Here is a 26,063-nt window from a genome sequence, read left to right on the forward strand (position 1 = left end):
ATTTACGGCGAATGAAGTTTCATTCGCCGTTTTTTATTGTCTCATTCATCGCCATTTTCACTCCCCTTTTCATATAGCGCAAAGGGGGCGCCGGAAGGGTCTAGGGCGACGCAAAAAAGGTCACTACCGTGATGTTTCACGTCCCCCACTTGGGTTCCGCCTGTCTCTTTTAATGCGGCCAGTGATTTTTCTACACTATCAACGGTGAAATAATTAATCCAACCACCTGGTAGTTCGCTATTTACCCCTCTTTTATGGCAAATGCCTCCAATTGGCGTGCCGTCGGGCTTCATCATTACGTAGTCGCTGTATCCGCCCATGTCTATCGCCTGTTTCTGCCATCCCATTACCGCCTCATAGAAATGCACTAACTCCTCTGCACAGTCAGTTGTAATATCACACCAATCAGCCATAACTCTTCCTTAATAAAATTTTGGATTTACGCATTTTTGTTTATCTTTGCTAATCTTTGCATATGTAGCGGCACAGCAAATATGCAGAGATATTTATTCAGTTTAGCTTATGTCACTAAAAGCGACTTATCTTGTTGTGTAAAAAGTTGCCCTCATTCATCAAATGTGGCTGTTATGAAGTGATCTGAACAAAAGGTATAAGGCCGAGTTGGAAAAGTTAAACAACGGTGCATATTAACGGCACTTAGATCTTATCTGCTAACGCGCTTTTCGCTAAAGATTAGACATAATGTCAAGCAAAGAAATTGCAAAAAATATAAACATTTTTTATTTAAGTTGTAGACATAGCCTGTGGAAAATGCTTGTTAAACCGTTAATGTTATCCACTGAGCTTTTTTTGTACAGTTTATTTTTTTGTTTAATATCAACAAATTAAGGGAACACCCCAAACTACTCAACAAACTTATCCACAGATAAAGTGGATAACACGTGACACTTAATCACAGTTAATGGTTTAATGTGGATATGTTGAAGTATTCATATTTTTAGATAATCCATGCCTAAACAAACACTCTTTGTACACGACGAATTATTCACTATTCACAGTCTAGATCCAGACTCAAGCATTCCTTCGTCAGTGCTTAGTAGCCCTCTATTTTTTCTTGGAAAAACCGAAGACGAGCTCTCTATTGTGGTGCCAGAGTCTGTGGAAGTCGATTCTATCGACCGCGACGAAAATTGGAGAGCATTAGAGTTGCTAGGCCCCCTTCACCTCTCTATGGTGGGTATTATGGCTGAACTTGGACAGGTTTTAGCCGCGGTAAAAGTCTCTATTTTTGTTGTGTCCACGTTCGACACCGACTTCTTTTTGGTAAAGGACAACAAACTTAGTGATGCTGTAAAAGCGCTTAAGAAAGCTGGTTATACCGTCAACGAGACTCCGTAACAGTGAAAAAAGGCCAGTTACTTTTTAGTGCACCTGACTCATACAGAAAGTCGTTTGATGTGTTAGCGCCTATGAGCGGACAGGTAAAACCGTTAAGTGCTGCCAGTGATAGCCTATATGCAAAGGGGTATTTTGGACCTGGAGCGGCAATCACATCACCATCGTCAAGTGTGAAAGCCCCTTTTAGCGGTATCTGCACTCGCGTTATCCCACTTGATTACGCTGTTGAAATTAAGTCGAGTGCAGGACTAAAGTGTTTGATCAAATACGGTAGCGATACCCATCAATTGCATGGCGCTCAATTTTCTTGCGCAATAAAGACAGGTGATACATTTAAAGCGGGTTCTCTATTATTTACCGTTAATTCTAGCTGGCTAAAGCAGCAAGGCGTCGAAAATATTTGTATAATGACCATATTAAACGCCCATGCATTACTTGGCGTAATGGCCACAGAGAGAAAACATGTAGACGCTGTGGAAGATCCATTACTCACGCTATTCGTGTAGCCCCATGCTTGTTTGCTAATTTTTATGGGTTATTGGCATAGCTTATTGACATGGCTTAGCGGCATGGCTTAGCGGCATGACTTAGCGGTGTAGCTCAGCGGCATGGTTTAAATACGCACACGACACAAATAAACGGTTTTATAAGTACGGAATAGATATATATGAGCACTGTTATTTACGGTATTCCAAACTGCGATACAATTAAAAAAGCAAAAAAATGGTTAACCGAACGGGATATTGAATTCACGTTTCACGACTATCGAAAAGACGGCGTAGACTCAGAGTTTTTACAACGCGCCGAAGCACATCTTGGCTGGGAAGTAATGCTGAACAAACGCGGCACCACCTACAGGCAGCTTGATGAAGCAGAAAAAGCGACCATCGATAGAGAAAAAGCTCTGGCCCTGCTTGAACTTCACCCGGCCATGATTAAGCGCCCAATTATGGTTCACAACAATCAATTCCATATTGGTTTTAAACCTGCTCAATACGAGGAAATATTTTGTTAAACGATTCAGTCATCGACATTGCTAAAAATCTGATCAACCGCCGTTCGGTTACACCAGAAGACGCCGGTTGTCAGGATGCGATGAAAACATTTCTCGACGCTTTAGGTTTCAACAATGAGACCATGGTGTTCGATGACACCACAAATTTATGGTCGCGACGCAATACCGAAGGCCCACTGTTCTGTTTTGCAGGCCATACTGATGTTGTCCCAAGTGGACCTGAAAGTGCTTGGAAGACATCTCCTTTTGTCGCCACAGAAATAGACGGTTATCTGCATGGTCGTGGAGCCGCAGACATGAAGGGCAGCTTAGCAGCTATGCTGGTCGCTACCAGAGAGTTTGTGAATAAGTACCCCGATCACAAAGGCAGCATCGCATTTTTGATCACCAGCGATGAGGAAGGGCCATTTATCAATGGCACTACCCGCGTTATTGATACCCTTGAAGCGCGCAATGAAAAAATTGACTGGTGTTTAGTTGGCGAGCCATCTTCTACTGACCACGTTGGCGACATTGTGAAAAACGGACGTCGAGGCTCGCTAACCGGCGACCTAATTGTTAAAGGTATACAGGGGCATGTTGCTTATCCTCACCTAGCCAAAAACCCTGTTCATATGGCCGCAGCTGCACTCGATGAACTAGCTTCTTCACACTGGGACAATGGCAACGATTTCTTCCCGCCCACCAGCTTTCAGATATCTAATATCCATGCTGGTACAGGCGCAGGTAATGTTATTCCCGGTGAAATGCACGTGTGTTTTAACTTCCGCTTTTCAACAGAAGTTACCAACGACATTCTCATAGAGCGCACCAAAGCCATCTTGGACAAACACGAGCTGGATTACGATATTAAGTGGACATTCAACGGACAACCATTCCTTACCGACTCTGGCGCTTTACTTGAAGCCACTCAAGGCGCTATTGAAGCGGTAAAAGGCACGCCAACGGTGCTTTCAACTGCCGGCGGTACATCCGACGGTCGCTTTATCGCCCCCACTGGAGCGCAAGTTATAGAGCTAGGCCCGGTTAACGCTACCATTCACAAAATAGATGAATGCGTAAAAATGTCAGATTTAGAACAACTCGCCGACATGTACTTCGGTATTTTAGAACGCCTGCTGGCTAACTAATGCCATCAAGTATTTTAAAGCAACAGTGGCTAGGCCAGCAAAACGACTACTTAGTAGACGCTGGCCATGGTCACTTTCTTCACCCTGATGTGAATGATGCTGTTAAGGCGATGCAGCAAAAAGCGCATTGTGACGGTATCGATTTACAAATAGTAAGCAGCTATAGAAGCTTCGACCGTCAACTGGCTATTTTTAATAGAAAATGGCGGGGGGAAGCTGTGTTACGAGATGCCCAAGGTAACGAGCTTATTATTAGCGAATTGTCTGACACCCAAAAATTACAGGCTATTCTGACATGGTCTGCATTACCTGGAGCCAGCCGACATCATTGGGGTACCGATCTTGATGTCTACGACAGAACCTCTGTTTATCAATGGAGCGGTAGCTTTGAGTTGGTAGAGCAAGAATATTTATCCGAAGGCCCTTGCTATGCGTTAGCGTGCTGGCTTGAGGATAATATGAATGAATTTGGCTTTTACCGCCCTTTCGAGAAAAATGTTGGTGGCGTGGCGCGAGAACCCTGGCATATTAGTTATAAAAGTGTGGCGTCAAACTTTGAGTTGGCTAGAAGTGAAAATGCATTAGCCGATGCCCTTACGCAAAGTGAGATTCTTGGCAAGGACATTATTTTAGGCCAACTGCCCTCGTTGTACGAACAATACGTGCTTAATAAGGGCGAAAGCTAGCCGCCTCTAATACCCTGTGAGTTGAGCATAATATTTCGCTGTCATATCTTTATAAACGGAGAACACTCAATGGACACAACATGGATAGTCTTGATTATTGTACTCGTGCTAGGTGTCATTGTTGGCAACATTACTCTGTTGAAGTACAGCGCAAAATTTAAGTTCCCTACGCCATCAAAGCCCTTTGATAGCAATAAAAAGCAGGATGACGACAAGGCGAGTAAAAAAACGTCAAATGGGTTTGACGATGAAGATGATGACGAGTGGTAAATCTATCGTTTTTAAAAACAAAAAAGCGCAACATTCGATATGTCGCGCGTTTTAGCAATGTCACAACTACGCCATAGAATAAAACAAGACTTCGTTAAAAACAGGCATAGCGCTGGCTGCTTTTATCAATGCAGGCGTTTAACAACTTACGTTCCGGTAAAAGGCTTTGTGGTGACAGGCTTTCCAGTATAAAGCTTTCCAATATCAGGCTTTAAAGAGGCGAAGTTTTCACTGCGGTGCCGCTAATGCTCACCATAAGCATACTGCCTTTATCGCCAATAACTTGGTAATCAAGGTCGATACCCACCACTGCATTGGCACCCATTGCCCTTGCTTCGTGCTCAATTTCACTAAACGCCAACTTTCTAGCCGTAGTAAGTTCTTCTTCGTATGAACCAGAACGTCCGCCCACGATGTCTCTGATAGAAGCAAATAAGTCTTTAAATACATTGGCCCCCATTACCGCTTCGCCAACCACGATGCCGCAATATGCATCAATTTTCTGACCTTCAAGTGTAGGGGTTGTAGATATAATCATAGGTAACTCCATTTAATTTAGGTTTTATTCAGGATGTTAGTTTCAATTTTAATTCTGAAATTATCTCTGCAGCATCGCTTTCTTCATAGGCCACAGAGCTCTGATTCCCCCATACGGGTTTAGGCCACGCCACGTCACTTTCAAAACGGGCAACATGATGCACGTGCAGTTGCCTAACCACATTGCCAAGCGCTGCCACATTAAGCTTATAAGGTGAAAATAACTTCTGCATTACTTTAGATACTTTGGCAGACTCACTCAGCAGCATTTGTTGCTCTTGCTCGGTTAAATCAATTATTTCAGCCACGTCATCTCTCATCGGCACTAAAATAAGCCATGGGAATTGACTGTCATTCATTAAAAGTACACGACTGAGCGTTAAATCGCAGACAAAAAATGTATCATTCTGTAACCGACTGTCTAATTCAAACATCAAGATCGTCCAGTTTTGTAGGCACTACCGTAAGCAGTGCTCGTTGGCCAATAGCCACTTTTGCATTAGGAAATACAATAGCTTCCCCGTCTACTTGGGCTGTATAGTCTGTGCCCGGCTCCGAGGCGAGAACGGTTCCTTTTGGATAACCCGTAAAGTTTGGCGTATCGTCGTCGAAATGCAGTGTAAACTCTTCTTGTTGTCTGTTTATCACTTGGTTAACCCGAAATATATCAAGCTCATCCATGTCCACTTGGGGCGAATAATCATTGCTGGTTATAAGAGAAACCAAAGCGTCTTTAGCTTCCTTAAAGCGACTCATGTCGTTTTGTCCAAAAGGCTTTACCTTGCCAAGCTCTACCGTAAACGCATGAGCATTGTGGTAGAAAGAAGAGAAGTAACTAAATGTAGTTGTCGGGTTTTCTGAAAGAAGAATAGTTTTTACGCCGCACGCAGCAAGAAATGCAAGCTGACTTTTGCTGTGTTTTCTATCGTGAAGATACGGATACACCGCAAACTTCTCATTTTTAGACTCACGAATTGCAGTATGTAAATCGTAATGCAAACGCTCACCGTTTTGCTCGTTCTGCCTCGTGAAAAAATCAGCTACTGCATCTTCAAGGGCTTTCGCACGCTTACGTTCATCGTTTATCAGTCCCTCTCCTTCTGAGTGCGCTCCGCTAAATAAGCGGTTCATATTCTCTTGAACAAAGCGCTCTGCAATATCCATTGCAGGTAAGTTACCAAACAGAAAAAGCACATTGTGCGACAGGGAAAGTTGACCAGATAAAATACGCTGCACCAGCTCATCACATATTTCTATAGGTGCTGTCTCATTACCATGAACACCGCAAGATAATACTACTTTCTTCTTGCTCGTAGTGTTGCCTACGGGATGAAATTGAATGATGCCCGGCGCAGTAATAATCACGCTTGTGCCATTGGCCAATTCGAAGGTCATTGGTGCTGAAAATAGAGAAGGCGATTGTCGGGATAAGGCGAGAAAGTTTCCGCCATCGATAAGTTGCTGCATAGTTAACCTACGTAATCAAGAATGCTAATAGTCTAACGACACCCTTGATTAAAAGCACGTTTTCGCGCGCAAAATCTGAGTATTAACAACATAGAAAGCGTAAAGAGCACTTCACCTAAAAGGCTGGCGAAAGCATTCTTTTTACTCACAATCTATTTTTATGAGCGTGCTCAGTTACATTTACTCATTGTGGTTTTACTCATTTTGGCTTCTACTACTTTTTAGCGCTTACGATGAGTATACCTACCTCAACATCTTGAATGAAAACACTGGTGCCGGCCGCTAACTGCTCATCGCTTTTTACTTTCCATGTTACTCCAGAATAGTGCAACGATGATGATTGAGCAGGCCCCACGTCTTGAGAAAGCTCTACTACATTACCTACCAAGTCGCTTTTTACTTTGCGAGGCGCCCTATCTCGTTGAAGATATTTCATAGGTTTCCACAGTGCCACCATAAGAATGGAATCTAGCACAGATACCGCAATAAAAAGATTTAGTACACTGGGCTCAAAAACGCCCATATACACTAATGCAGAGGTGACTATTAAAGATAGCCCTAGTGTGAAAAGCAAAATAACTGAGAACCCTAGTAGCGATTCTAAAATCATTAATACCAAGCCTAATGCAAGGAGGTAGCTTTCTATATTTTCCATAACTCTATTTCCAAACAATAGTTTGCGTAATCGTACTTGGCGTGAAAGTACTTGGCGTAACAAAACCTTGCATAGCAGGCCTTTGCATAACACGCTTTTGCAAAATCAGGCTTTTAATGGCAGTGCTTTTCATAACAAAAAGCTTCACGCAATTAATCAACTTTTTTGCCCAGCTTGTTCACAATTGACATGGCCTGCGCAACAACACTTCCTATTTCCGTTGAGCCGTCTGGCAGTAAAATTACTGAGCTCTCTTTAGCAATCTGTTCTTTTGCTTTAATAGCACCTTTTGCCAAGTCTAACTGCACGGCTTTTTGACCATCTTCAGTAGCAGCGGCCCTACCCACTGTTTCAATAGCTTCTGCATCGGCTTTAGCAACCTGAATTATCGCTTCGGCTTCACCTTGGGCTTTTAGAATTTGCTCTTCTTTCTCGGCTTGAGCTGCTAATACAATAGATTGCTTCTCACCTTCTGCGCGGTTGATAGCTGCTTGCCTGTCACCTTCCGACTCTAAGATTTGTGCTCTTTTAAGACGCTCGGCTTTCATTTGCTGTTCCATGGCATCAAGAACAGAGTTTGGCGGATTGATATCTTTTAATTCGTAACGTAGCACCTGAACACCCCAGGGCGCTGCGGCGTCGTTAAGTGCAGACACAATATTAGTGTTTAATAAATCTCGCTCTTCAAAAGTTTTATCTAGCTCCATTTTACCCAGCTCTGAACGCATAGTGGTTTGAGCTAATTGCTTTACTGCGAAGGTATAATTTTCTACGCCATAGGTAGCTTTGTAAGGATCGACCACGCGAAAATAAAGTACACCGTCTACCGACAGCGTAATATTGTCTTTAGTAATGGCAGATTGTTCAGGAACGTCTTCGGCCTGCTCTTTTAAAGAGCGGTCTGCGGCAACCGTGTCGATAAATGGCACGATAAAGTTAAGCCCAGCTTCAAGAGTGGTATTGTACTTCCCAAAACGAGAGATAATGTAGGCTCTGTTTTGCGGTACAAACTTCACCGATGACTTGAGTAAAACCACCACAAGGATGAGTAAAAATGCCTGGTAGGAGAACAAGTAATTGAATACAACGTCCATATTTAAATTCCCTCAATGTATACATTAGCTATTTAACTGAGCTAATTGTTTTTATTATTAAAATAAGAAATGAAGCACTATTCAAGCTGTGCTTTATAGTAGTTTTTGCTTTAACAAGTTATACCACAGAAAAGGCGAAGTGTGATAACCATACTCCACTCGCTTCCGTTTGTGGAACGAGCTCAAGTTGGTGTTTAAGAGAGTAAGTTAGAGCATTAGCGAGTCAAGTAACTAAAACTCAACAGAAAGGAGCTTCCGTTTGTTCCTTATGCCTGCTTCCTCGTTGGCGAGCTGCCTATAATAACTTCCTGCTGAGCCAAGGTTACAAATTTTTTCAGCGGAACTGCTTTTGAGAACAAATATCCTTGCCCATCGGTAATACCAATGTCTCTTAAGATATGTAGCTGCTCAACGGTTTCAACGCCTTCTGCAACCACCTTACAACCTTTAGCCTCTCCGATAATTTTAACAGCTTCTATTATCGCTCGGTTTACGCCTGCTTCCTCTAATTCCATAACAAACGCTTTATCAATTTTAAGCGCATCGAGATGCAGGTCACGTATATAAGCTAAGTTAGAATATCCCTTGCCAAAATCGTCAACAGATATAGAAATATCTAGGCTTCGTAATTCATCTAATTGCTTTTTAACCATTAATGAGTTTGAGAGCGCGATATCTTCTGTTAACTCAAGCTCTAATCGAGACATGGGAATATCGTAAGACTTACTGAGCATGTGTAACGTAGGAATAAGTTGATTATCGTAAAGCTGCGTTGGCGATATATTCACCGATAGAGAAAGCTGAAGTTTCAATGCCTCAAACTCCGCCAGTGTTCTAAACGCTTGCTCGAGAGTCCAATAACCCAACTCATTCATCATGTTATAAGATTCAGCAGCTTCGATAAGCGGCCCGGGAAATAGCACACCATCAAGAGGATGGTTCCATCTGAGAAGACACTCAGCGCCCACAACTTGCAAGGTTTGTAAGTCTACTTTTGGCTGGTAATACAGTTCTAATTCGTTTTGGGATAGCGCACGCTTTAAGTCTGCTTTTAACGCAAGACTTCTTCCCGTGTCAGCTTTATCTTTTAATGCGAGTGAAAAGTAGTTTTCGTATTTGTTCTCTTTGGCTTGTTTTAATGCGGCCTCAGCACGAGAGACAAATGCAGTGATATCAAAACGCGGCGTATCAACTTCACTGTTTACCCAATGTGTGTCGTTGCTGCACACCACGCCCACATTAAAATCTGCCATAAATGCATTATCTTCGTAATGCATGGGTACTTTGAAGTGCTCTACAAGGTAATCGAATGAATAACGAAGCGACGCCTCATTACTAACATTTGGGAACACAACCCCAAAAACATCACCGCTTATTCGGCCAATAGACACATCTTTGCCAAACAGCGATTGGATCCTATTCGCTATCTCAAGAAGAAACTGGTCGCCTACTGTGATCCCCAAACTAGTAGTTACATCAGAAAACCTCACAACATCAACGAGCATTAACGACAGCTCTGAACACTGTGAAGCGACTTTGGATACACTATCTATAAATGCGAATCTATTTGGGATAGTGGCCAGTGAAGTATGGGTTCGACTCATGAAGTTTCCTTGCGCTCAATGGCAACGAAGTACTAATACAAACTGCTTCTATAGAAACACTGCGCAACGTTTGTAGCAATGCCACTAACGTATAAATAAGCATACGAGGTTATACTTACGTATAGCTTATGAATACTTTATTCCATATCTGCGCGAAGTTGCGCCCTCTCTCGGTCACCCGATATCTATGAGTGTAGTCTAATTACCGACTACGAATATAAAAAAAGCCCGAAAATAATAACATTTTCGGGCTTTTTCGATGATGTATTGCGATTAGCCTTCGATCTTACACGGTGAAAGCTTCCATACACGCTCTACGTAATCTCTTATTGAGCGATCTGAGGTAAATTTACCCATTTTCGCCGTATTGATAATGGCCATTTCAGCCCAACGCTCTTTATCTCTATAGGCGGCGTCTACTAGAGTTTGTGCATCAGAATAAGCTCTAAAGTCAGCCAACACCATGTACGGGTCGCCGTGATCTAGAAGGCTTTGCTTAATAGAAACTAGTGCACCTGGCTTACCGGGTGTGAAGTAGTCTGTTTCTAACCAGTCAAGAACCGCTTTTATCTCTGCATCTTTGTAGTAGTAGTCGTCAGGGTTATAACCCGCAGCTTTACGCTCATTCACTTCTTCAACAGTTAAACCAAAGATAAAGATGTTTTCATCGCCTACTTCTTCAGCAATTTCAACGTTCGCGCCGTCTAATGTACCAATTGTCACCGCACCGTTAAGCGCAAGCTTCATGTTACCTGTACCAGAGGCTTCTTTACCCGCCGTACTAATTTGCTCAGACACATCTGCAGCCGGAATCATCTTCTCTGCCAACGAAACGCGGTAGTTCGGTAAAAACGCCACTTTAAGCTTGTCGTTTACACGCGGATCGTTATTTATCTTTTCAGCCACTTTGTTGATGGCATAAATGATATCTTTTGCCAGCTTGTAGCCCGGAGCCGCTTTCGCACCAAAGATAAACACGCGAGGATGCATGTCATAATCTGGGTTTTCTAAGATTCGACGGTATAGAGCCATGATATAAAGAAGCGCTAGATGCTGTCGCTTGTACTCGTGCAGACGTTTAATTTGCACATCAAAAATAGCATTTACGTCAACTTCGATATCCAAAGACTTGCGAATTTCCTCTGCCAATAACTCTTTGTTCTCTAGCTTCACTTTCATGAACTGCTTTTGGAACGTTTTGTTTTTGGCAAACTTAGCTAAACCTTGAAGTTTATCTAAGTCCGTCGGCCAGTCATCACCAATCTTCTTGTCGATAAGCTTTGAAAGTTTTGGGTTACACGCTTTCAACCAACGACGTGGCGTAATACCGTTTGTCACGTTAGTTAACTTACCTGGATAAAGCTCATCAAACTCTGGGAAAAGAGAAGACTTGACTAGGCGAGAGTGCATTTCTGCCACGCCGTTAACCGCAAACGAACCGATAACCGATAGGTTACCCATGCGTACCATCTTCTCACTGCCCTCTTCAATAATCGACAGCTTCGCTTTCATGGCATTGTCGCCAGGCCATTGCTTATCAACTTCAGCCATAAAGCGATGGTTAATTTCGTAAATAATTTCTAAGTGACGCGGAAGGATTTTCTCAATCATTCGTGCAGGCCACTTTTCTAGTGCTTCAGGAAGCAAAGTATGGTTTGTGTAGGCGAATACTTTAGTACAAATTGCCCACGCGTCGTCCCAATTAAGTTCGGCGCGATCCACAAGAATACGCATTAATTCAGGGATTGAAATGGCTGGGTGAGTATCGTTAAGCTGAATAACAACTTGATCAGCAAAGCGGCTCCAGTCATCTCCATGCGCGCGCTTATAACGGCGAATGATGTCTTTTAGTGAGCATGAGCTGAAGAAGTATTGTTGAATAAGACGAAGCTCTTTACCGGCTTCGGTTTCATCATTCGGATACAATACTTTAGAGATAGTTTCTGCTTGCACGTTTTCACGTTGTGCATCTACATAACCACCCGCGTTGAATACATCCCAGTTAAAGTAACCTGATGCTTCAGACTGCCACAAACGCAATACGTTAACGGTTTTACCTTCGTAACCAACAACCGGAATATCCCATGGCACACCCTTAACAATCGAACCAGGGTGCCACTCTTTTACTACACGTCCGTTTTCACCGTATTTAGTTTCTACGTAACCGTATAGTGAAATTTCTTGAGTAGATTCTGGGCGACAAATTTCCCATGGATTGCCGTAATCCCGCCAGCTATCAGGACGCTCAATTTGCGCGCCACTCTTAATTTCCTGACGAAACAGACCGTGCTCGTAGTGAATACCATAGCCAATTGCCGGCATTTCCATCGTTGCGAGTGAGTCGATAAAGCACGCTGCCAAACGGCCTAAACCACCGTTACCTAGGGCCATATCCGGCTCTTCTTCCAGCACGTCTGAAATTTCTACACCCAGCTCTTTTAATGCTTCGCTTGCAACTTCAAACAGACCAAAGTTTTGCAGGTTGTTCGATAGCAAACGCCCCATTAAAAACTCAGCAGAGAAATAATGTACTGCACGCGTGTCGTTTAAATAGTGAGACTTTTGAGTTTTACGCAGCCCCTCTAATACTTGTTGCTGCATAGCGGCACACGTTGCTTTCCACCATGCGTGGTTGTTTGCTTTGTTTTCGTCGGTACCCAACGAACAATGAAGATGGTTTATGACCGCAGCCTTAAACTCAGACTTGTCAATTTTTTGAGAGGTTTGCGTCTTTGCCGCTTTTGCATTCATATTGCGTCTCACTCTTAGGTTAAACGGTGCTCATGCACCCTCTAAAACGTAATTTAATTACAGCTTACGTCAATAATATGACAGTAATATATCAATACTTAAACGATTATGTTGTTATTATTTTGTAAACAAAACAAAAAAACGCATGAATTCGTATGCATTCATGCGTTTTTTAACATTTAAATTACATTTAAAGCTAAAAGCAGTTTAATTTTTAATCGCTAGCCGATAATTTTACCCACTAACGCTTCGGCCTCCTCAATTAAGTTCTGTAAGTGAGTTTCACCTTTAAAGCTTTCTGCGTATATTTTGTATATTTGCTCGGTACCAGAAGGACGCGCAGCGAACCAGCCATTTTCAGTCGATACTTTCACACCACCAATAGCTGCGTTATTACCGGGTGCGTGAGTTTGTATGGATACAATGGGCTCTCCCGCCAGCATATCGTTGGTTACAACAGAGGCATCCATTGCCGATAGTTTTTGTTTTTGCTCTAGGGTGGCGGCAACATCGACACGGTTATAAACGGGAGCAGAGAATTGTTCTGTTAAAGCAATATAGTGCTCGCCTGGATCTTTACCCGTTACCGCTAAAATTTCAGCGGCGAGTAAGCAAAGAATGAAGCCATCTTTGTCAGTTGCCCAAGTGTCACCATTTCTCTCTAGAAAAATGCCTCCGGCACTTTCTTCGCCCGCAAAGCCAATGTGGCTATTGGCTAGTCCGTCTACAAACCACTTAAAGCCAACAGGCATTTCTGCCAACGGTCTGCCTAAACTTTTCGCTACGCGGTCAATCATGCTGCTAGATACTAAGGTTTTGCCTATTTTAAGAGAAGCTGGCCACTCGGTGCGGTGGGTGTATAAATAATTAATGGCCACAGCAAGGTAATGATTGGGGTTCATCAGCCCTACGCTTTTACACACAATGCCGTGTCTGTCGAAGTCTGGATCGTTGCCCCACGCTAAATCGAAGTTATCTTTTAGTTCAATAAGTCCAGCCATGGCGTAAGCAGAAGAGCAGTCCATGCGTAGCTTGCCGTCTTTATCTCTTCGCATAAAACCAAACTGGGGGTCTACACTGTCGTTGACCACTTCAATTTTGATACCGTATTTTTCGCTTATACGCGACCAATAGCCTATGCCTGCCCCGCCGAGCGGGTCTGTACCCAACGTTAGGTTTGCTTTAGCAATCGCTTCCATATCGATAACCTTCGCTAAGTCATCAATATAGGGTTCCATGAAGTCTTCTTCGCGAACAAGCTTGCGCTCGCGGGCATTTAAAATATCAATTCTTTTAACGTCTTTGTTGCCATCGGCAATAAGCGCATTGGCTCTGTCTTGGATGAGTTTGGTCACATCGCTGTCGGCTGGACCGCCGTGGGGAGGATTATATTTAAATCCACCATCTGAAGGCGGGTTGTGTGATGGCGTAATTACAATGCCGTCAGCCTGATGTTCCGTGTTATCTCGGTTATAGCGTATTATAGTGCGAGAAATAACCGGCGTTGGTGTATAGCCCAAGCTTGCATTATCACTTCGTTGAACAACAACATCGACACCATTGGCGCAAAGCACTTCTATTGCAGTCACCATAGCGGGTTCAGAAAGTGCATGGGTGTCTTTCCCTATATATAAAGGCCCCGTTATTCCCTCTTGCTGTCTGTACTCAACCAACGCTTGGCATATGGCACTGATATGGGTATCGGTAAAAGTACAGTTTGACGCTGTACCTCTATGGCCAGACGTACCGAAAGATACGCCCTGACCTGCCTCGCGAATATCAGGTTTAAAGCTATAGTACTGACTTACCAGTTGCGCAACGTTAATAAGTTGCTCTTTTGCCGCAGGCTGTCCAGCTTGAGGGTGTAATGCCATGTTTTAGTCCTTTATGATATAGGGTCGATTATTTGCCTTCAGAAGAGAAACGAGAGATCACGCTGTCGATAACTTCTGGTGAATAGCCTAACTGACGCAAGACCTGTTCCAACATACTCACTTTTTTAGCGGTGTTGTTATTGGTTACTACCCAATAAGAACTGTCTGGTATCGCTTTGGGATTGGTGCTACTGCCATTCTCGAGCAAGGCTTCTTTGCTTGTTGCGAAATAGGTTCTATTTTTGCCCTTAATTGATTCTACGCGCTCGAAGCTATCTGCATTAAGTTTGTGCGCTGCACTTAAAACGAACAAGAATTGATCTACTCGTTTTGTGAATGTAGACAATGCGCTTTTAGATACCAGAGTTAAAATATCGTTTTTATCATGAGCTTGTGCAGCGCTGCTTGCTTCACTATCGGCATTCTTGTTAACTGGTGCTGCAGATGTTACCGCTGCTTTTGCCGAGGCTGCCTTTTTCACCGGAGATTGCTTCGCTCTGCTCGTTGAAGAGGAGGTTACTGACGTGCTAGTGCTCGCATCATCTTGAGCTGCGCCTGCAGTCGATTTACGTTGTCTGGTTACTGTGGCTTTTTCGGTAGCCGTATTTGAGATGGCGGTTGCAGAAGGCACTTGTTTTTGAGTTGTTGATACTTCTGCCTTTTTATCCGCGTCAGCGCTTTGCGAAGCACTCGCATTCTTTGCTGAACTGCTTGCTGAGCTGTTTGCTGTATTGTTTACCAAAGATGCCGCTGGCGTTTTAACACTGTGCAGTGCTGCCCCGTCTTCGGGTAACAGTAAACGTCTTAAAATTTGCGATGCACTCTCACCAATATGCTTTGTTTGACTGGCGATAAAGGCATATAAATCATCATCTATTTCAATGCTTTTCATAACTACTTCCTTTTTTAGATGCACCATTATAGACAACCCAGAATAACTACGCAGCACAAAATGCCACTTAATATGTAAGCAGCCAAGTAATGAGCAAATATACTTGGGTATTAAAGTACAGCAGAATCTACCATGCCGACATTGCTAGAATTAAGTTGTGCAGCTTTTAATAGACTGAACTAAAAAACAATTCTGGTTCATTTATGCGAATGCAACGACAACAAAGCGCCCCAAAAAGTAATAAGAAGCTACAACAGCACTATTGCGCTTTAATGAAGGCAGGCGCGTAACAGTAAATAATAGCTGCAATTATGTGCTTTAATTCAAGCATGTTTGATGAAGCAGGCAATCCACAACAATTAACCTTAAGTGATAATGCAATGCGTTTAGATATTGAAGAAATTTTACAGGCTTTAGGTGAAAAAATAATTGGCAAACAGCACCAACTCAAGCTGGCGCTTACCTGTTTGCTCTCAAACGGCCACCTGCTTATTGAGGATTTACCAGGCATGGGGAAAACCACCCTATCTCATGCGCTTTCCCAAGTATTCGGGTTACAATATTCGCGCATTCAGTTCACTTCAGACTTGCTTCCTTCCGACATGCTGGGTGTTAATATTTTCCACACTGGCGAGGCCGATACCGATAAACAATTTACTTTTCGCCACGGCCCTATTTTTAGTCAAGTGGTGCTGGCCGACGAGCTAAACAGAGCAAGTCCTAAAACCCAGAGTGCCTTACTTGAAGCTATGGAAGAGCGCCAGGTCAGTATAGATGGCACGACTCACTCTCTGCCCTCGCCTTTTTTCGTTATAGCGACTCAAAACCCAAGTTCTCAGTCGGGCACATATCCGCTGCCAGAATCTCAGCTCGACAGGTTTTTCATGCGTATATCGTTAGGTTACCCAGAGTGGGATGCCGAAAAAGCTATGCTGAAACAATCTAATGCCTCAACCGCACTTTCACAGATATTAGATGAAGGGAGTCTTACGGCGCTTCAAAAAAGCGTTGATGACGTGCACGCCAGTGATGCGCTTATCAATTACATTTTGATGCTGGTTAATGAAAGTAGAAGTAACAGCGCTTACCCCAACCCGCTCTCGCCACGAGCCAGTAGAGCGCTTTTGCAAGGAGCAAAAGCCTGGGCCTTTATTTCCAACAAGGCGTTTGCCACCCCAGATGATGTGCAAGCGGTATTTACGGCCATTACCGCTCACAGACTAACGTCATCATCACAGCATCAAGGCACTGGTTTTGATAACAGCACTTACGCGAGAGAGTCTGCTGGCGAAACGCTCAGTAAAAAACTGCTTGAAAGCATCGATCCTCTGGCGGCTTAATAAGGTGAGTAAGGTTAATAACGGTGTCTAACGCGGCGAAGCACGAATTCAAGCAAAAGCAAAATACGAGTATAAGAGCACGGCTTTCTCATCGTAGGAAAGCAATCTTATCAACAATGCTTTCAAGATGGTTAGATAAGCGAATTCCGCCAGCCTCACAGCACAGCCTTACCTTGAATTCCATTTTTGTATTACCCACTGGCTTTGGCTGGTCGTTTATTATTATGGCGCTTTGTCTGTTTTTATTGGGCACGAATTATCAAAACAATCTTATGGTATTGCTGAGCTATATTTTACTGAGTGTGATGCTTCTTACGCTATTTTACACTCATCAAAACTTTGCCCGCTTGGCGGTAAAATCCCAGCCAATAGCCCCTTTTCATTGCCATCAAACAGGTACATTTCAGCTTGCGGTCATTAAGCATCACGCGCAGCAAGACAAACCGTGCAAAGGTAATTTAGTTGCAAGGTGGTTTGACACAAAAGAGCAAGTGTCTTTTATTCTTAACGCCGAAGAAAAATCTCAACAGCGGCTCTCAGTACCCATTAAAAGAAGCAAAAGGGGTAAATATCCACTACCTAGACTTACCCTTGCCTGCGATTTTCCACTGGGTTTGTTTAAATGCTGGACACATCTCGACTTTGATGCAGATATATTGGTTTACCCTCAACCACTGCAAGATGAGGCAATACAAGTCGCCTTACCTTTTGATGAGTCGGAGCAAAGTAAAAACGATACAACAACCTCTAGCCATAGCAGTACAGACTTTCATAGCCTGAGTGACTATAAAGCAGGAGAGCCGCTCAACCGGGTGGTCTGGAAGCAAGTTGCTAAAAGCGGTGACTGGGTAGTTAAACAGTTTTCAGATCCTATTAACGAAAAATATTATCTTTCTGTAGATAACCAAATAGACGTTGAGCGGGCTATCAGTATTCTCACCCATCATGTTATTGAGCAGAGTAAAAATGGTAATCAGTTTGGCTTGCAGTATCGCTCTATCGATATTAGCCCCCATTATGGAGACAGCCATACTCACCAATGCTTAAAAGCACTGTCACTTCTGAATTTACCACAGCGCACCTATCCAAATGACGCCTTCTCAGCAGAGGCAGCGTCATCGTGATAGCGCTTTTAAAGCCTTCGGCGCTATCATCTCACCAGCCTATTTCTTACTTCATGCTGGCTATTGCGTACGGTGTGTTGCTACTCACACTAACCGAAGAGTTGATGATATGGGTGATCATACTGGGATTGTGCGCCATTGTTGTTCGCACTGTCTCTTTTGAAAAGAGCAGTCATTTGCCCAATGCTCGCACCGTTAACTTGCTCGCAGTGTTATCCTTGTTTGCGCTGACATGGTTTGGCTTTTCAATAGGCTTGCTTAACAGCATGATTAATCTGCTGGCTATCGCATTTGCCCTTAAACTGATGCTGCTAGATAGCAAACGAGACTTCCACCTTCTTTTTTGTACCAGCCTCTTTCTTATTGGCTGCGGCTTTATTTCTGCGCTCAGTGTTATTGCATGGCTAGGGTATCTTGGAGTTTTGCTATTTTTATTGCTCTCCCTCGCCTATTACCATGGCCCGGTAACTCCGCTTAAAAGTAGCGCTAAATTTGTAGGCACTTTGGTTATTCAGTCTATTCCCATTGCTGCATTACTGTTTTTGGTGATGCCCCAACTGCCGCCGCTGTGGCAAATGCCCACGTCCAAGTCTCAGCAAACGGGACTGTCAGACACAGTAACACCCGGAGACATAGCGTCACTGGCAAAATCATCAGAACTCGCGTTCACTGCCACTTTTCCATCAGCGAGCGCCGTTCCAGAGCCTCAACAGCGCTACTGGCGTGCCCTGGTTATGGAAGACTTTAATGGCAAAACATGGTCAATAGGTCAGAAACGCAAGCAGGCGGAAAGACAGCTTGCAACTATGCGGCGTACGCCTCCTCTTTTACTTCTTGCCAATACTGCCGAAAATGAAGAAAGCGATGAAAGCGGTATAAGCGAGACAAAAAGCTATGAAATGATTGTTGAACCCACAAAGCAAAACTGGCTGTTTGCTCTGGAGTTATCCGCGCCCAATAATGGAAAAAATAACATTACGGTTAATGCGCAGTTCGACTACACGCTCCGGACATCGACGCCACTTATGAGCAAAAAGTCGTTTTACTTCGATTACCTACCCAATGCGCCGGTAACCAACCCGGTAGGCGAATTTGAGCGGCAGTTGAATAGCTTATTGCCAGCAACGTCTAACCAAGAAACTCGCCAGTGGGTAAGCAGCCTTAAACAAGCGAACCCAACGCCCAGGGGTTTAGCTTCAGCCATAATGAACTACTTCAAACAACAGGGTTTTACCTACACGCTAGAGCCTAACGCAATGCCGGTAGACCCTATCGATAGATTTATATTTGAAGAAAAAGCCGGATTTTGTGCTCATTACGCCAGTGCTATGACGTTTGCACTGCGAGCAGGCGGTGTGCCAGCTCGAATGGTGACAGGTTATCAGGGGGGTGAGCAACTAGACGATAACGTATTGCAAGTAAGACAATACGACGCGCATGCGTGGGTGGAAGCATTAATAGACGATACCTGGGTGCGCTACGACCCCACCAGCATGGTAGCGCCTTCGCGTTTGCAGTATGGCATTGAGCAGGCTTTAGCTGAATTTGGTGAAAAGCGTACCGACGGACTGTTAGGTGATTTGCGGGAAGGAGCACTATTTACTACGCTGCAAAACTGGATGCGGCAGATGGATTATCAATGGAGTAAGTGGATTTTAGGATTCGATGCAAACAAGCAAAAAGACTTACTTGAAGACTTATTAGGCCAAATCACGACAAAGAAAATGACCGCAGTATTTCTGGCTACCTTGAGCATTGTAGGCGTTATATTGCTGGTGTATTTCTTTCCTATCCAGCGCCAGTCTACCCTGCCTAAGTATCACCGTATTTATCTTAACGCTTTGTCAGCCATTGAAAAACATAGCGGCGTTGAAAGGCAATATTTAAGCCCTCGGGAATATCTCAACAAGGTCTCTTCGCATTTAAATGAAAATACTCAAAAGATCCTAAGTGAAATGACGTTGCTCTTTATCGAGAGTAGTTACAGCCGTGAAGGTATTGGTGACGATAAAGCCAAGGTTACGTTAAAGATGAAACACCATAACCGCGCCTTGAAAAAATCTCTTCGCCAATAAAAAAGCCAGTCTGTGAAGACTGGCTTTAAATACTATTGAAACCACCGCTAAAGCGGTGGAAGCAAGTTGCTAATTACTTAGCAGCTTTGCGTGCTTTCGCTTCTTCAATTACTTTGTCAGATACGTTCTGTGGACATGGTGCATAGTGGCTGAATTCCATAGAGAACTGACCACGACCTGATGTCATTGTACGTAGTGAACCGATGTAACCAAACATTTCTGAAAGCGGTACGTCTGCTTTAATGCGAACGCCTGTTAAACCTGCTTCTTGGTCACTTAGCATACCACGACGACGGTTAAGGTCACCGATTACGTCACCAACGTGATCTTCAGGAGTAAACACGTCAACTTTCATGATTGGCTCAAGAAGTTGTGCACCTGCTTTAGGAATAGACTGACGGAATGCGCCTTTCGCTGCGATTTCAAATGCGATTGCAGATGAATCTACTGCGTGGAAACCACCGTCGTAAAGTTCAACTTCAACGTCAAGTACTGGGAATCCAGCTAGAACACCTTCGTCCATCATTGACTTGAAGCCTTTCTCTACTGCAGGCCAGAATTCTTTTGGTACGTTACCACCAACAACTGTTGACTTGAACGTGAAGCCTGAACCTTGCTCACCAGGCTTGATACGATAGTCAATTTTACCAAATTGACCAGAACCACCTGATTGCTTCTTGTGCGTGTAGCTATCTTCAACTTGTTGCGTGATAGTTTCACGGTAAGCAACCTGAGGCTGACCAACGATAAGGTCAACACCGTAAGTACGCTTAAGAATGTCCACTTTAATGTCTAGGTGAAGTTCACCCATCCCTTTAAGGATAGTCTCACCAGAATCTTCGTCAGTTTCTACTTGGAACGACGGATCTTCAGCAACCATCTTACCGATAGCAATACCCATCTTCTCATTACCGCCTTTATCTTTAGGCTGTACAGCAATTGAGATTACTGGAGTTGGAAATACCATTGGCTCTAGCGTTACTTTGTCTTTCGGATCACAAAGTGTGTGACCAGTTTGAACGTTCTTCATACCCACGATTGCGATGATGTCACCGGCTTGGGCACTTTCTAATTCAATACGCTCATCAGCTTGCATCTCAACCATACGGCCAACACGCTCTGTTTTACCAGTAAACGAGTTAAGGATGGTGTCACCCTTCTTAAGTTTACCAGAGTAAATACGTACGAATGTCAGGGCACCGAAACGGTCATCCATGATTTTAAACGCAAGAGCTTTAAACGTTTCATCAGGAGATACGATAGCGTGTTCGCCAGTTTCGTTACCTTCTTCGTCCATTAGAGGCTGTGGATCGACTTCTGTAGGCGCAGGTAAGTAATCAACAACGGCGTCTAGTACTAGCTGAACACCTTTGTTCTTAAATGCAGAACCACAGTATGTTGGGAAGAATGCAAGGTCGCGAGTACCTTTACGGATACAACGCTTGATGTCTTCAACAGAAGGTTCTTCACCTTCCATGTACGCTTCCATAAGGTCATCGTCTTGCTCTACAGCAGTTTCGATTAGTTGCTCGTAGTATTCTTCTACCAAGTCAACCATGTCTTCTGGAACTTCTTTAATTTCGTAGTTTTCAGGAAGACCTGTGTCATCCCAAACGTATGCTTGCTTGTTAAGTACGTCTACAACACCAACGAATTCGTCTTCAATACCGATAGGTAATGTCATAACAAGAGGTGTAGCGCCTAGCACTTTACGAACTTGCTCTTTCACGCGATAGAAATCAGCACCCATACGGTCTAATTTGTTCACGAAAATGATACGTGCAACTTCTGATTCGTTAGCATAACGCCAGTTAGTTTCTGATTGTGGTTCAACACCACCAGAACCACAGAATACACCGATACCGCCATCAAGTACTTTTAGTGAACGGTAAACTTCAACGGTGAAGTCAACGTGTCCAGGAGTATCGATAACGTTGAAACGGTGGTCTTTCCAGAAACAGCTTACCGCTGCAGACTGGATGGTAATACCACGCTCAGCTTCTTGTTCCATGAAGTCGGTAGTAGATTCACCATCGTGAACCTCACCAGTTTTATGGATTTTACCGGTTAGCTTCAAAATACGTTCTGTTGTGGTAGTTTTACCCGCGTCTACGTGGGCGAAAATACCAATGTTTCTGTAATGAGATAAGTCTGACATTAGTTCACTTTCAATTGGTTCAGAGTAAAAAAACGGCTGGATTATAAGGATTTCTGTACCAAATTTACACCTTTTTTAGCACAAACCGATAAATCGACTGTACAAAACCAAGCCCCGATTAATTCTTTTCTATAAATATCAAAAACTTATTCATTTTTGACACTTTTTTTAAAATAACAAAATTACACCTCATGTTTTGAAGTGCGAATAATTGTTACTGTTACTTCATCTCTGTCGTGGTAGAGATGCCTCACCTTGACCGAAAACGCATCTTCCAATGCGTGTAATCGCGTCTTTAGCAGCGCTACAGCGTCTTCCACTGTTTCAAAGCGCCGTTTCATAGGGAGCTTTAGGTTAAAGATAGCATGCGTTGCCCAGTGTTTTACCAGCCAATCGCCCATTAACTTTGCTACCCTATCGGGTTGCTCTATCATATCACAGACTAATAAATCGACGCGACCAAATTGTGGTTTATATGTAAAGCCGTCAGCGGCGTGATGTTCTACAAGACCTGTTTGCATGAGTGAGTCGGCTACCAATCCGTTATCAATGGCCTCTACATACATACCTCGTTTTACCAGCTGATAAGTCCAACCACCAGGGCAGGCGCCCAGGTCTACCGCTCTCCCGCCGCTGCGAAGCACTTTTGTTTGCTCTTGAGAGCTCAACATATTAACCAGAGCATCTTCTAGTTTTAAGGTTGAGCGACTTGGTGAGTCGCTGGGAAATTTAAGTCTGCATATTCCCAGATGGTCTTTGCTTGCATGAGTGGGTAACGAATAGCCAATGTGGCATGTCTCGAAGGACTCAAAGAAAATATGAATTTTTGCTTTGCCGGTATTTTCCTTTGCAGTAAGCCAACCTGCTTTGCGAAGAGCTTGGCGCATGGGCACAGTAAACTTTTTGCAAAACTTGGCTAATGTTTTCCCTTCTTCGGTATCAGGATATTCAATATCAATGGCTCCAAAGATAGACAAGGGTTTTTCAACATCTTTCAGACACTCAAGAATTTGGCCCACGCGATCTTCTTTTTCGATATTCGCTAAGGTCGCAAAAGCAGCAATTAATTGACGAGGAAAAATAGTATCCCTAACGGCGAACTCGGCAATGGCGTTACTGAGCTGCTGCGCATCATAGAGATGATATAACACGAACCCGCTATTTTTCTTTGAGACCGGATATCCATATATACTTACCTCGCCATAGCGCGTGGTTAGCTCGTTTGCAGCATCGTTCTCATACCCTGGGCGACAATAGGCTATTACACTAGTTTGACTCATTTTTGACTCATTTAAATTGACTTACATTTTGTTGCTCAGAATCAGCGATTTGCTCTGGCGATACTGTTTGCCCTAGGTTCTCCTGCGCATTTTTACTAGCTTTAGACCTTACTAAGGCAACAGTAAGTAGCATCCAGCCAACGATGAAAAATGTGCCACCTAACGGCGTGATAGGTCCAAACCATTTAATTCCTGTGATGGCAAGGGCATACAAGCTACCACTAAATAGTACGCAGCCAACTGTAAAACAAAAACCCACACGATTTGCCCATTTCGACGCTATTACTGTGGACAGGGCTGGTAAACACAAGAGTGCTAGACCGTGATACATTTGATACCGAACGCCAATTTCGAATGTGGCTAATTGCTGTGCGGACAGCACAGCTTTGAGGCCATGCGCAGCAAATGCGCCTAATACCACGGCTAACCCAGCCGCAAGTGCTCCAATAACTAAATAGACTTTCGCAATACTTTTTGTATCTTCGCAGGTGTTCTCATTAACGGTGTCAGTCTGGCTCTTCGTTTCTTTTTTCGTGTGACTTTTCGTGTGGCTTTTCGTATAGCTTTTTGTATCGCTTTTCATTACAACCCCTCACCAGATGAATTCTGAGCGTGCGATTTCTTATCCAAACCGGTCTCTTCTATAACGCTTTTTCGCTCATTCATTACTGCTTTTATAAATTCAGCTGTAGCTTCTGCCGCGGTTTGAATATGAGACTCTTGAGTATATCCACTCGCTTTCCTTGGTTTAAAGCTATGATCGCCATCGGGCAAATACTTCACCTCTATCGATGAAGACAGTGAATATGTACTGATATCTGCTTTAGTGCCGAAAGTATCACGCTCTCCCTGTATAACAAGCAGCGGCTTGGCGAGTGTTTCTAAATGCGCTGTGCGCGTTTTTTCTGGTTTTCCAGGAGGGTGAAACGGATAGCCAAGAGCGATAGCGCCGTAGATACCAGCTAAATACTCACATTGCTCAACGGAAGGTTCATTGGACTGATGTTGCTGATATGCAGTTGCTTCGCTCAACAACATGGTTGCCATACGCCCGCCCATTGACTTACCGCCAATGAACGAAGGTAGCAGAGGCTCTTTTGCGTTAACGTCGCAAATTACGTCTGTGAAATGCTGAAGCAATTTATCTGCTTTGTCTGGCGGACGGCGCTTACCGGTAGCTTTTATCGTTTGCATATAAGCAAAGTTAAACAGTACAACATCAATACCAAGGTTTGTGAGATGCAGCGACATCGACTGCATAAACTCATGCTCCTTACCGGCTCCTGCCCCATGGGCTAAAAACAGGCGTGAAAAAGGCGAAGCTGCTCTTTTTATTTCAATATCAAACATTGTCTTGCTCTTCTTCAACTAACGCGAGGATCCACTCTCTAAAAGCGGCAATTTTGCCCAATTCAGCCTGAGATTCCTCACACACCAGATAGAACGCATCTTTACTTTCCACCCGCTCTTCAAAGGGCATGACTAACCGCCCGGCTTCAATTTCTGGTCGCGCCAGAATAGTGTTACCTAACGCGATCCCTTGGCCAAGAGCTGCCGCTTGTAGCACTAGCATAGAGTGGCTAAATACGGGACCTTGATTAACATTTACGCCTAATACATCGACATGTTTCAGCCAATTTTTCCACGCGGCTCTGCTCATATCGTGAAGCAGAACATGATGGCGCAGGTCAGATAACGTAGATAATGGCTTAGGCCCTTGAAATAACATGGGCGAGCACAAGGGTGTTAAAAACTCTCTGTGTAGCTGATCGGCTTGCAAGCCTGTCCAACGCCCCTTGCCGTAGTAAATGGCTACATCGACATCGTCAGCTAAAAATCCTTCATCAAAATCTACTGCTTTAATACGAACATCAATATCTGGGTGGGCAATGCTGAACTTATTGATGCGGGGTACCAGCCACTGACTGGCGAAGCTTGGCGGCATGGCTACCGTTATAGCGCCTTTGCTACCTTTTGCTAACAAACGCTCGGTGGCATCTTGCAGGTGCTTAAAAATTTCTTTTAGTTCAAGAAAATAAGCCTGCCCTTCTTCGGTGAGCAGCAGGGTTCGATTGCGCCTGAGAAATAATTTCATTGATAAGTATTCTTCAAGTGCTTTTATTTGGTGGCTAACCGCTGCTTGGGTCACAAAAAGCTCTTCCGCCGCCTTAGTAAAGCTAAGGTGTCGAGCTGCTGCCTCAAAGGCTTTTAGCGCATTTAGCGGGGGTAAACGTCGATGCATAGCGTTTTCTTAATCCAATGTGACCTGATCATGACAATAACATTAGATTTACTAATGGCAAGCCATACTTTTACTCGTTTTCACTTTACGCCCAAACTGTCTACAATTCACCCGAAATTAAAAAAGAACTTTTAATTTCAGTATTTTATGATGCTTAATTGTTAACCGCGTTAACAATTGAACACATTTTATTTAATTATTTTTATTAGGTGTGAAAATGAAAAAATTACTTGTTGCTAGTGTATCAGTTATGGCGTTTGTAAGCGCCGCTGCAAATGCTAACGTACAACCAGAAAAGATCAATCTTGCGTCGCTAATCAATACCGCTATGACGAATGTAAAAATGGCTGAAGTATTACCGGCTAACGATGCACGCATTGTTGTTAAGAAACAGTCAACGGCAATATTGACTGAAGAGACTCAAATCTCGCTACACAAAAACTTGTTAGCAAAGACCCAACGTGAAGAGAGCCTGGTAGAAAAAGCGGGCGAATAATTCCTCATCACACC

General features: G+C 43.6%; 25 protein-coding genes. 10 read left to right on the forward strand and 15 right to left on the reverse strand.

Annotated features, from left to right (window positions below; all coding sequences use genetic code 11):
- Positions 1-41: 41 nt before the first annotated feature.
- Complete coding sequence (locus GTW09_RS02620; protein ID WP_071979266.1) at positions 42-413, reverse strand: VOC family protein; 372 nt, start codon at positions 411-413, stop codon at positions 42-44.
- A gap of 556 nt (positions 414-969) precedes the next feature.
- Between GTW09_RS02620 and GTW09_RS02625 the strand changes: the two genes are divergently transcribed.
- The 6 genes from GTW09_RS02625 (at position 970) to GTW09_RS02650 (ending at position 4,460) form a co-directional block, all read left to right on the forward strand.
- The gene (locus GTW09_RS02625) at positions 970-1,359 is read left to right on the forward strand and encodes an ACT domain-containing protein (RefSeq protein WP_163109814.1); all 390 of its coding nucleotides are present in this window, start codon (positions 970-972) and stop codon (positions 1,357-1,359) included.
- A 2-nt stretch (positions 1,360-1,361) separates the two neighbouring features.
- A complete protein-coding gene (locus GTW09_RS02630; protein WP_338024912.1) occupies positions 1,362-1,865 on the forward strand; it encodes a PTS sugar transporter subunit IIA in 504 nt (167 codons plus the stop codon).
- Between the two features lie 161 nt (positions 1,866-2,026).
- A complete protein-coding gene (locus GTW09_RS02635; RefSeq protein ID WP_163109815.1) occupies positions 2,027-2,374 on the forward strand; it encodes an ArsC family reductase in 348 nt (115 codons plus the stop codon).
- Entirely contained in the window at positions 2,368-3,504 is a 1,137-nt protein-coding gene (gene dapE, locus GTW09_RS02640; protein ID WP_071979270.1) for a succinyl-diaminopimelate desuccinylase, read from the forward strand. The genes GTW09_RS02635 and dapE overlap by 7 nt, the downstream gene beginning before the upstream one ends.
- Positions 3,504-4,190, forward strand: coding sequence for a M15 family metallopeptidase (locus GTW09_RS02645; RefSeq protein ID WP_163109816.1), 687 nt, complete (start codon positions 3,504-3,506; stop codon positions 4,188-4,190). The genes dapE and GTW09_RS02645 overlap by 1 nt, the downstream gene beginning before the upstream one ends.
- A 69-nt stretch (positions 4,191-4,259) precedes the next feature.
- On the forward strand, positions 4,260-4,460 hold the full coding sequence (locus tag GTW09_RS02650; protein WP_071979272.1) for a DUF2897 family protein: 201 nt from the start codon (positions 4,260-4,262) through the stop codon (positions 4,458-4,460).
- A 211-nt stretch (positions 4,461-4,671) separates the two neighbouring features.
- Here GTW09_RS02650 and GTW09_RS02655 read toward each other — a convergent pair whose 3' ends face one another.
- The 9 genes from GTW09_RS02655 to GTW09_RS02695 all read right to left on the reverse strand — a co-directional run bounded on the left by GTW09_RS02655 (position 4,672) and on the right by GTW09_RS02695 (position 15,334).
- Entirely contained in the window at positions 4,672-4,998 is a 327-nt protein-coding gene (locus tag GTW09_RS02655) for a heavy metal-binding domain-containing protein (protein ID WP_071979274.1), read from the reverse strand.
- Between the two features lie 28 nt (positions 4,999-5,026).
- Entirely contained in the window at positions 5,027-5,431 is a 405-nt protein-coding gene (locus GTW09_RS02660) for an HIT domain-containing protein (protein ID WP_163109817.1), read from the reverse strand.
- Positions 5,424-6,464, reverse strand: coding sequence for a succinylglutamate desuccinylase (gene astE / locus GTW09_RS02665; RefSeq protein WP_163109819.1), 1,041 nt, complete (start codon positions 6,462-6,464; stop codon positions 5,424-5,426). Before astE ends, GTW09_RS02660 begins: the two co-directional genes overlap by 8 nt.
- A 214-nt stretch (positions 6,465-6,678) precedes the next feature.
- The gene (locus tag GTW09_RS02670) at positions 6,679-7,119 is read right to left on the reverse strand and encodes an NfeD family protein (RefSeq protein ID WP_163109821.1); all 441 of its coding nucleotides are present in this window, start codon (positions 7,117-7,119) and stop codon (positions 6,679-6,681) included.
- A gap of 152 nt (positions 7,120-7,271) precedes the next feature.
- Entirely contained in the window at positions 7,272-8,213 is a 942-nt protein-coding gene (locus GTW09_RS02675) for an SPFH domain-containing protein (RefSeq protein ID WP_071979279.1), read from the reverse strand.
- A gap of 266 nt (positions 8,214-8,479) precedes the next feature.
- Entirely contained in the window at positions 8,480-9,817 is a 1,338-nt protein-coding gene (locus GTW09_RS02680) for a putative bifunctional diguanylate cyclase/phosphodiesterase (protein WP_163109823.1), read from the reverse strand.
- 273 nt (positions 9,818-10,090) lie between these two features.
- Positions 10,091-12,568: a glycogen/starch/alpha-glucan phosphorylase gene (locus tag GTW09_RS02685; protein WP_163109825.1), complete on the reverse strand. Its 2,478-nt coding sequence runs from the start codon at positions 12,566-12,568 to the stop codon at positions 10,091-10,093.
- 221 nt (positions 12,569-12,789) lie between these two features.
- Positions 12,790-14,442, reverse strand: a complete 1,653-nt coding sequence (gene pgm, locus GTW09_RS02690) for a phosphoglucomutase (alpha-D-glucose-1,6-bisphosphate-dependent) (RefSeq protein WP_100972453.1) — start codon at positions 14,440-14,442, stop codon at positions 12,790-12,792.
- Positions 14,443-14,470: 28 nt separating this feature from the next.
- Positions 14,471-15,334: a SeqA protein gene (locus GTW09_RS02695; RefSeq protein ID WP_163109827.1), complete on the reverse strand. Its 864-nt coding sequence runs from the start codon at positions 15,332-15,334 to the stop codon at positions 14,471-14,473.
- A 380-nt stretch (positions 15,335-15,714) separates the two neighbouring features.
- On the opposite strand from GTW09_RS02695, the gene GTW09_RS02700 reads away from it, so the two are divergent.
- From GTW09_RS02700 to GTW09_RS02710, 3 genes are all read left to right on the forward strand, one after another.
- On the forward strand, positions 15,715-16,674 hold the full coding sequence (locus GTW09_RS02700; protein ID WP_163109977.1) for an AAA family ATPase: 960 nt from the start codon (positions 15,715-15,717) through the stop codon (positions 16,672-16,674).
- Between the two features lie 116 nt (positions 16,675-16,790).
- Complete coding sequence (locus tag GTW09_RS02705; RefSeq protein ID WP_163109829.1) at positions 16,791-17,798, forward strand: DUF58 domain-containing protein; 1,008 nt, start codon at positions 16,791-16,793, stop codon at positions 17,796-17,798.
- Positions 17,795-19,873, forward strand: coding sequence for a transglutaminase TgpA family protein (locus GTW09_RS02710; protein ID WP_338024913.1), 2,079 nt, complete (start codon positions 17,795-17,797; stop codon positions 19,871-19,873). Before GTW09_RS02705 ends, GTW09_RS02710 begins: the two co-directional genes overlap by 4 nt.
- Positions 19,874-19,946: 73 nt before the next feature.
- On the opposite strand, the gene fusA is transcribed toward GTW09_RS02710, so the two are convergent.
- The 5 genes from fusA to GTW09_RS02735 all read right to left on the reverse strand — a co-directional run bounded on the left by fusA (position 19,947) and on the right by GTW09_RS02735 (position 25,553).
- Positions 19,947-22,031, reverse strand: coding sequence for an elongation factor G (fusA, locus tag GTW09_RS02715; RefSeq protein ID WP_163109831.1), 2,085 nt, complete (start codon positions 22,029-22,031; stop codon positions 19,947-19,949).
- A gap of 182 nt (positions 22,032-22,213) precedes the next feature.
- Entirely contained in the window at positions 22,214-23,311 is a 1,098-nt protein-coding gene (gene rlmM / locus GTW09_RS02720; RefSeq protein ID WP_163109833.1) for a 23S rRNA (cytidine(2498)-2'-O)-methyltransferase RlmM, read from the reverse strand.
- A gap of 7 nt (positions 23,312-23,318) precedes the next feature.
- A complete protein-coding gene (locus GTW09_RS02725) occupies positions 23,319-23,780 on the reverse strand; it encodes a DUF423 domain-containing protein (RefSeq protein WP_338024918.1) in 462 nt (153 codons plus the stop codon).
- Between the two features lie 113 nt (positions 23,781-23,893).
- Positions 23,894-24,661 (reverse strand): alpha/beta family hydrolase, encoded by a 768-nt coding sequence (locus GTW09_RS02730; RefSeq protein WP_239059250.1) that lies wholly within the window; start codon positions 24,659-24,661, stop codon positions 23,894-23,896.
- A complete protein-coding gene (locus GTW09_RS02735; protein ID WP_071979289.1) occupies positions 24,654-25,553 on the reverse strand; it encodes a transcriptional regulator GcvA in 900 nt (299 codons plus the stop codon). Before GTW09_RS02735 ends, GTW09_RS02730 begins: the two co-directional genes overlap by 8 nt.
- A gap of 217 nt (positions 25,554-25,770) precedes the next feature.
- Here GTW09_RS02735 and GTW09_RS02740 point away from each other — a divergent pair, with 217 nt between their 5' ends.
- Positions 25,771-26,049 (forward strand): hypothetical protein, encoded by a 279-nt coding sequence (locus tag GTW09_RS02740; protein WP_163109837.1) that lies wholly within the window; start codon positions 25,771-25,773, stop codon positions 26,047-26,049.
- The last annotated feature ends 14 nt before the right edge of the window (positions 26,050-26,063 follow it).

The sequence above is a fragment of the Alteromonas hispanica genome, from assembly GCF_010500915.1.
In the GTDB taxonomy this organism is placed as follows: domain Bacteria; phylum Pseudomonadota; class Gammaproteobacteria; order Enterobacterales; family Alteromonadaceae; genus Alteromonas; species Alteromonas hispanica.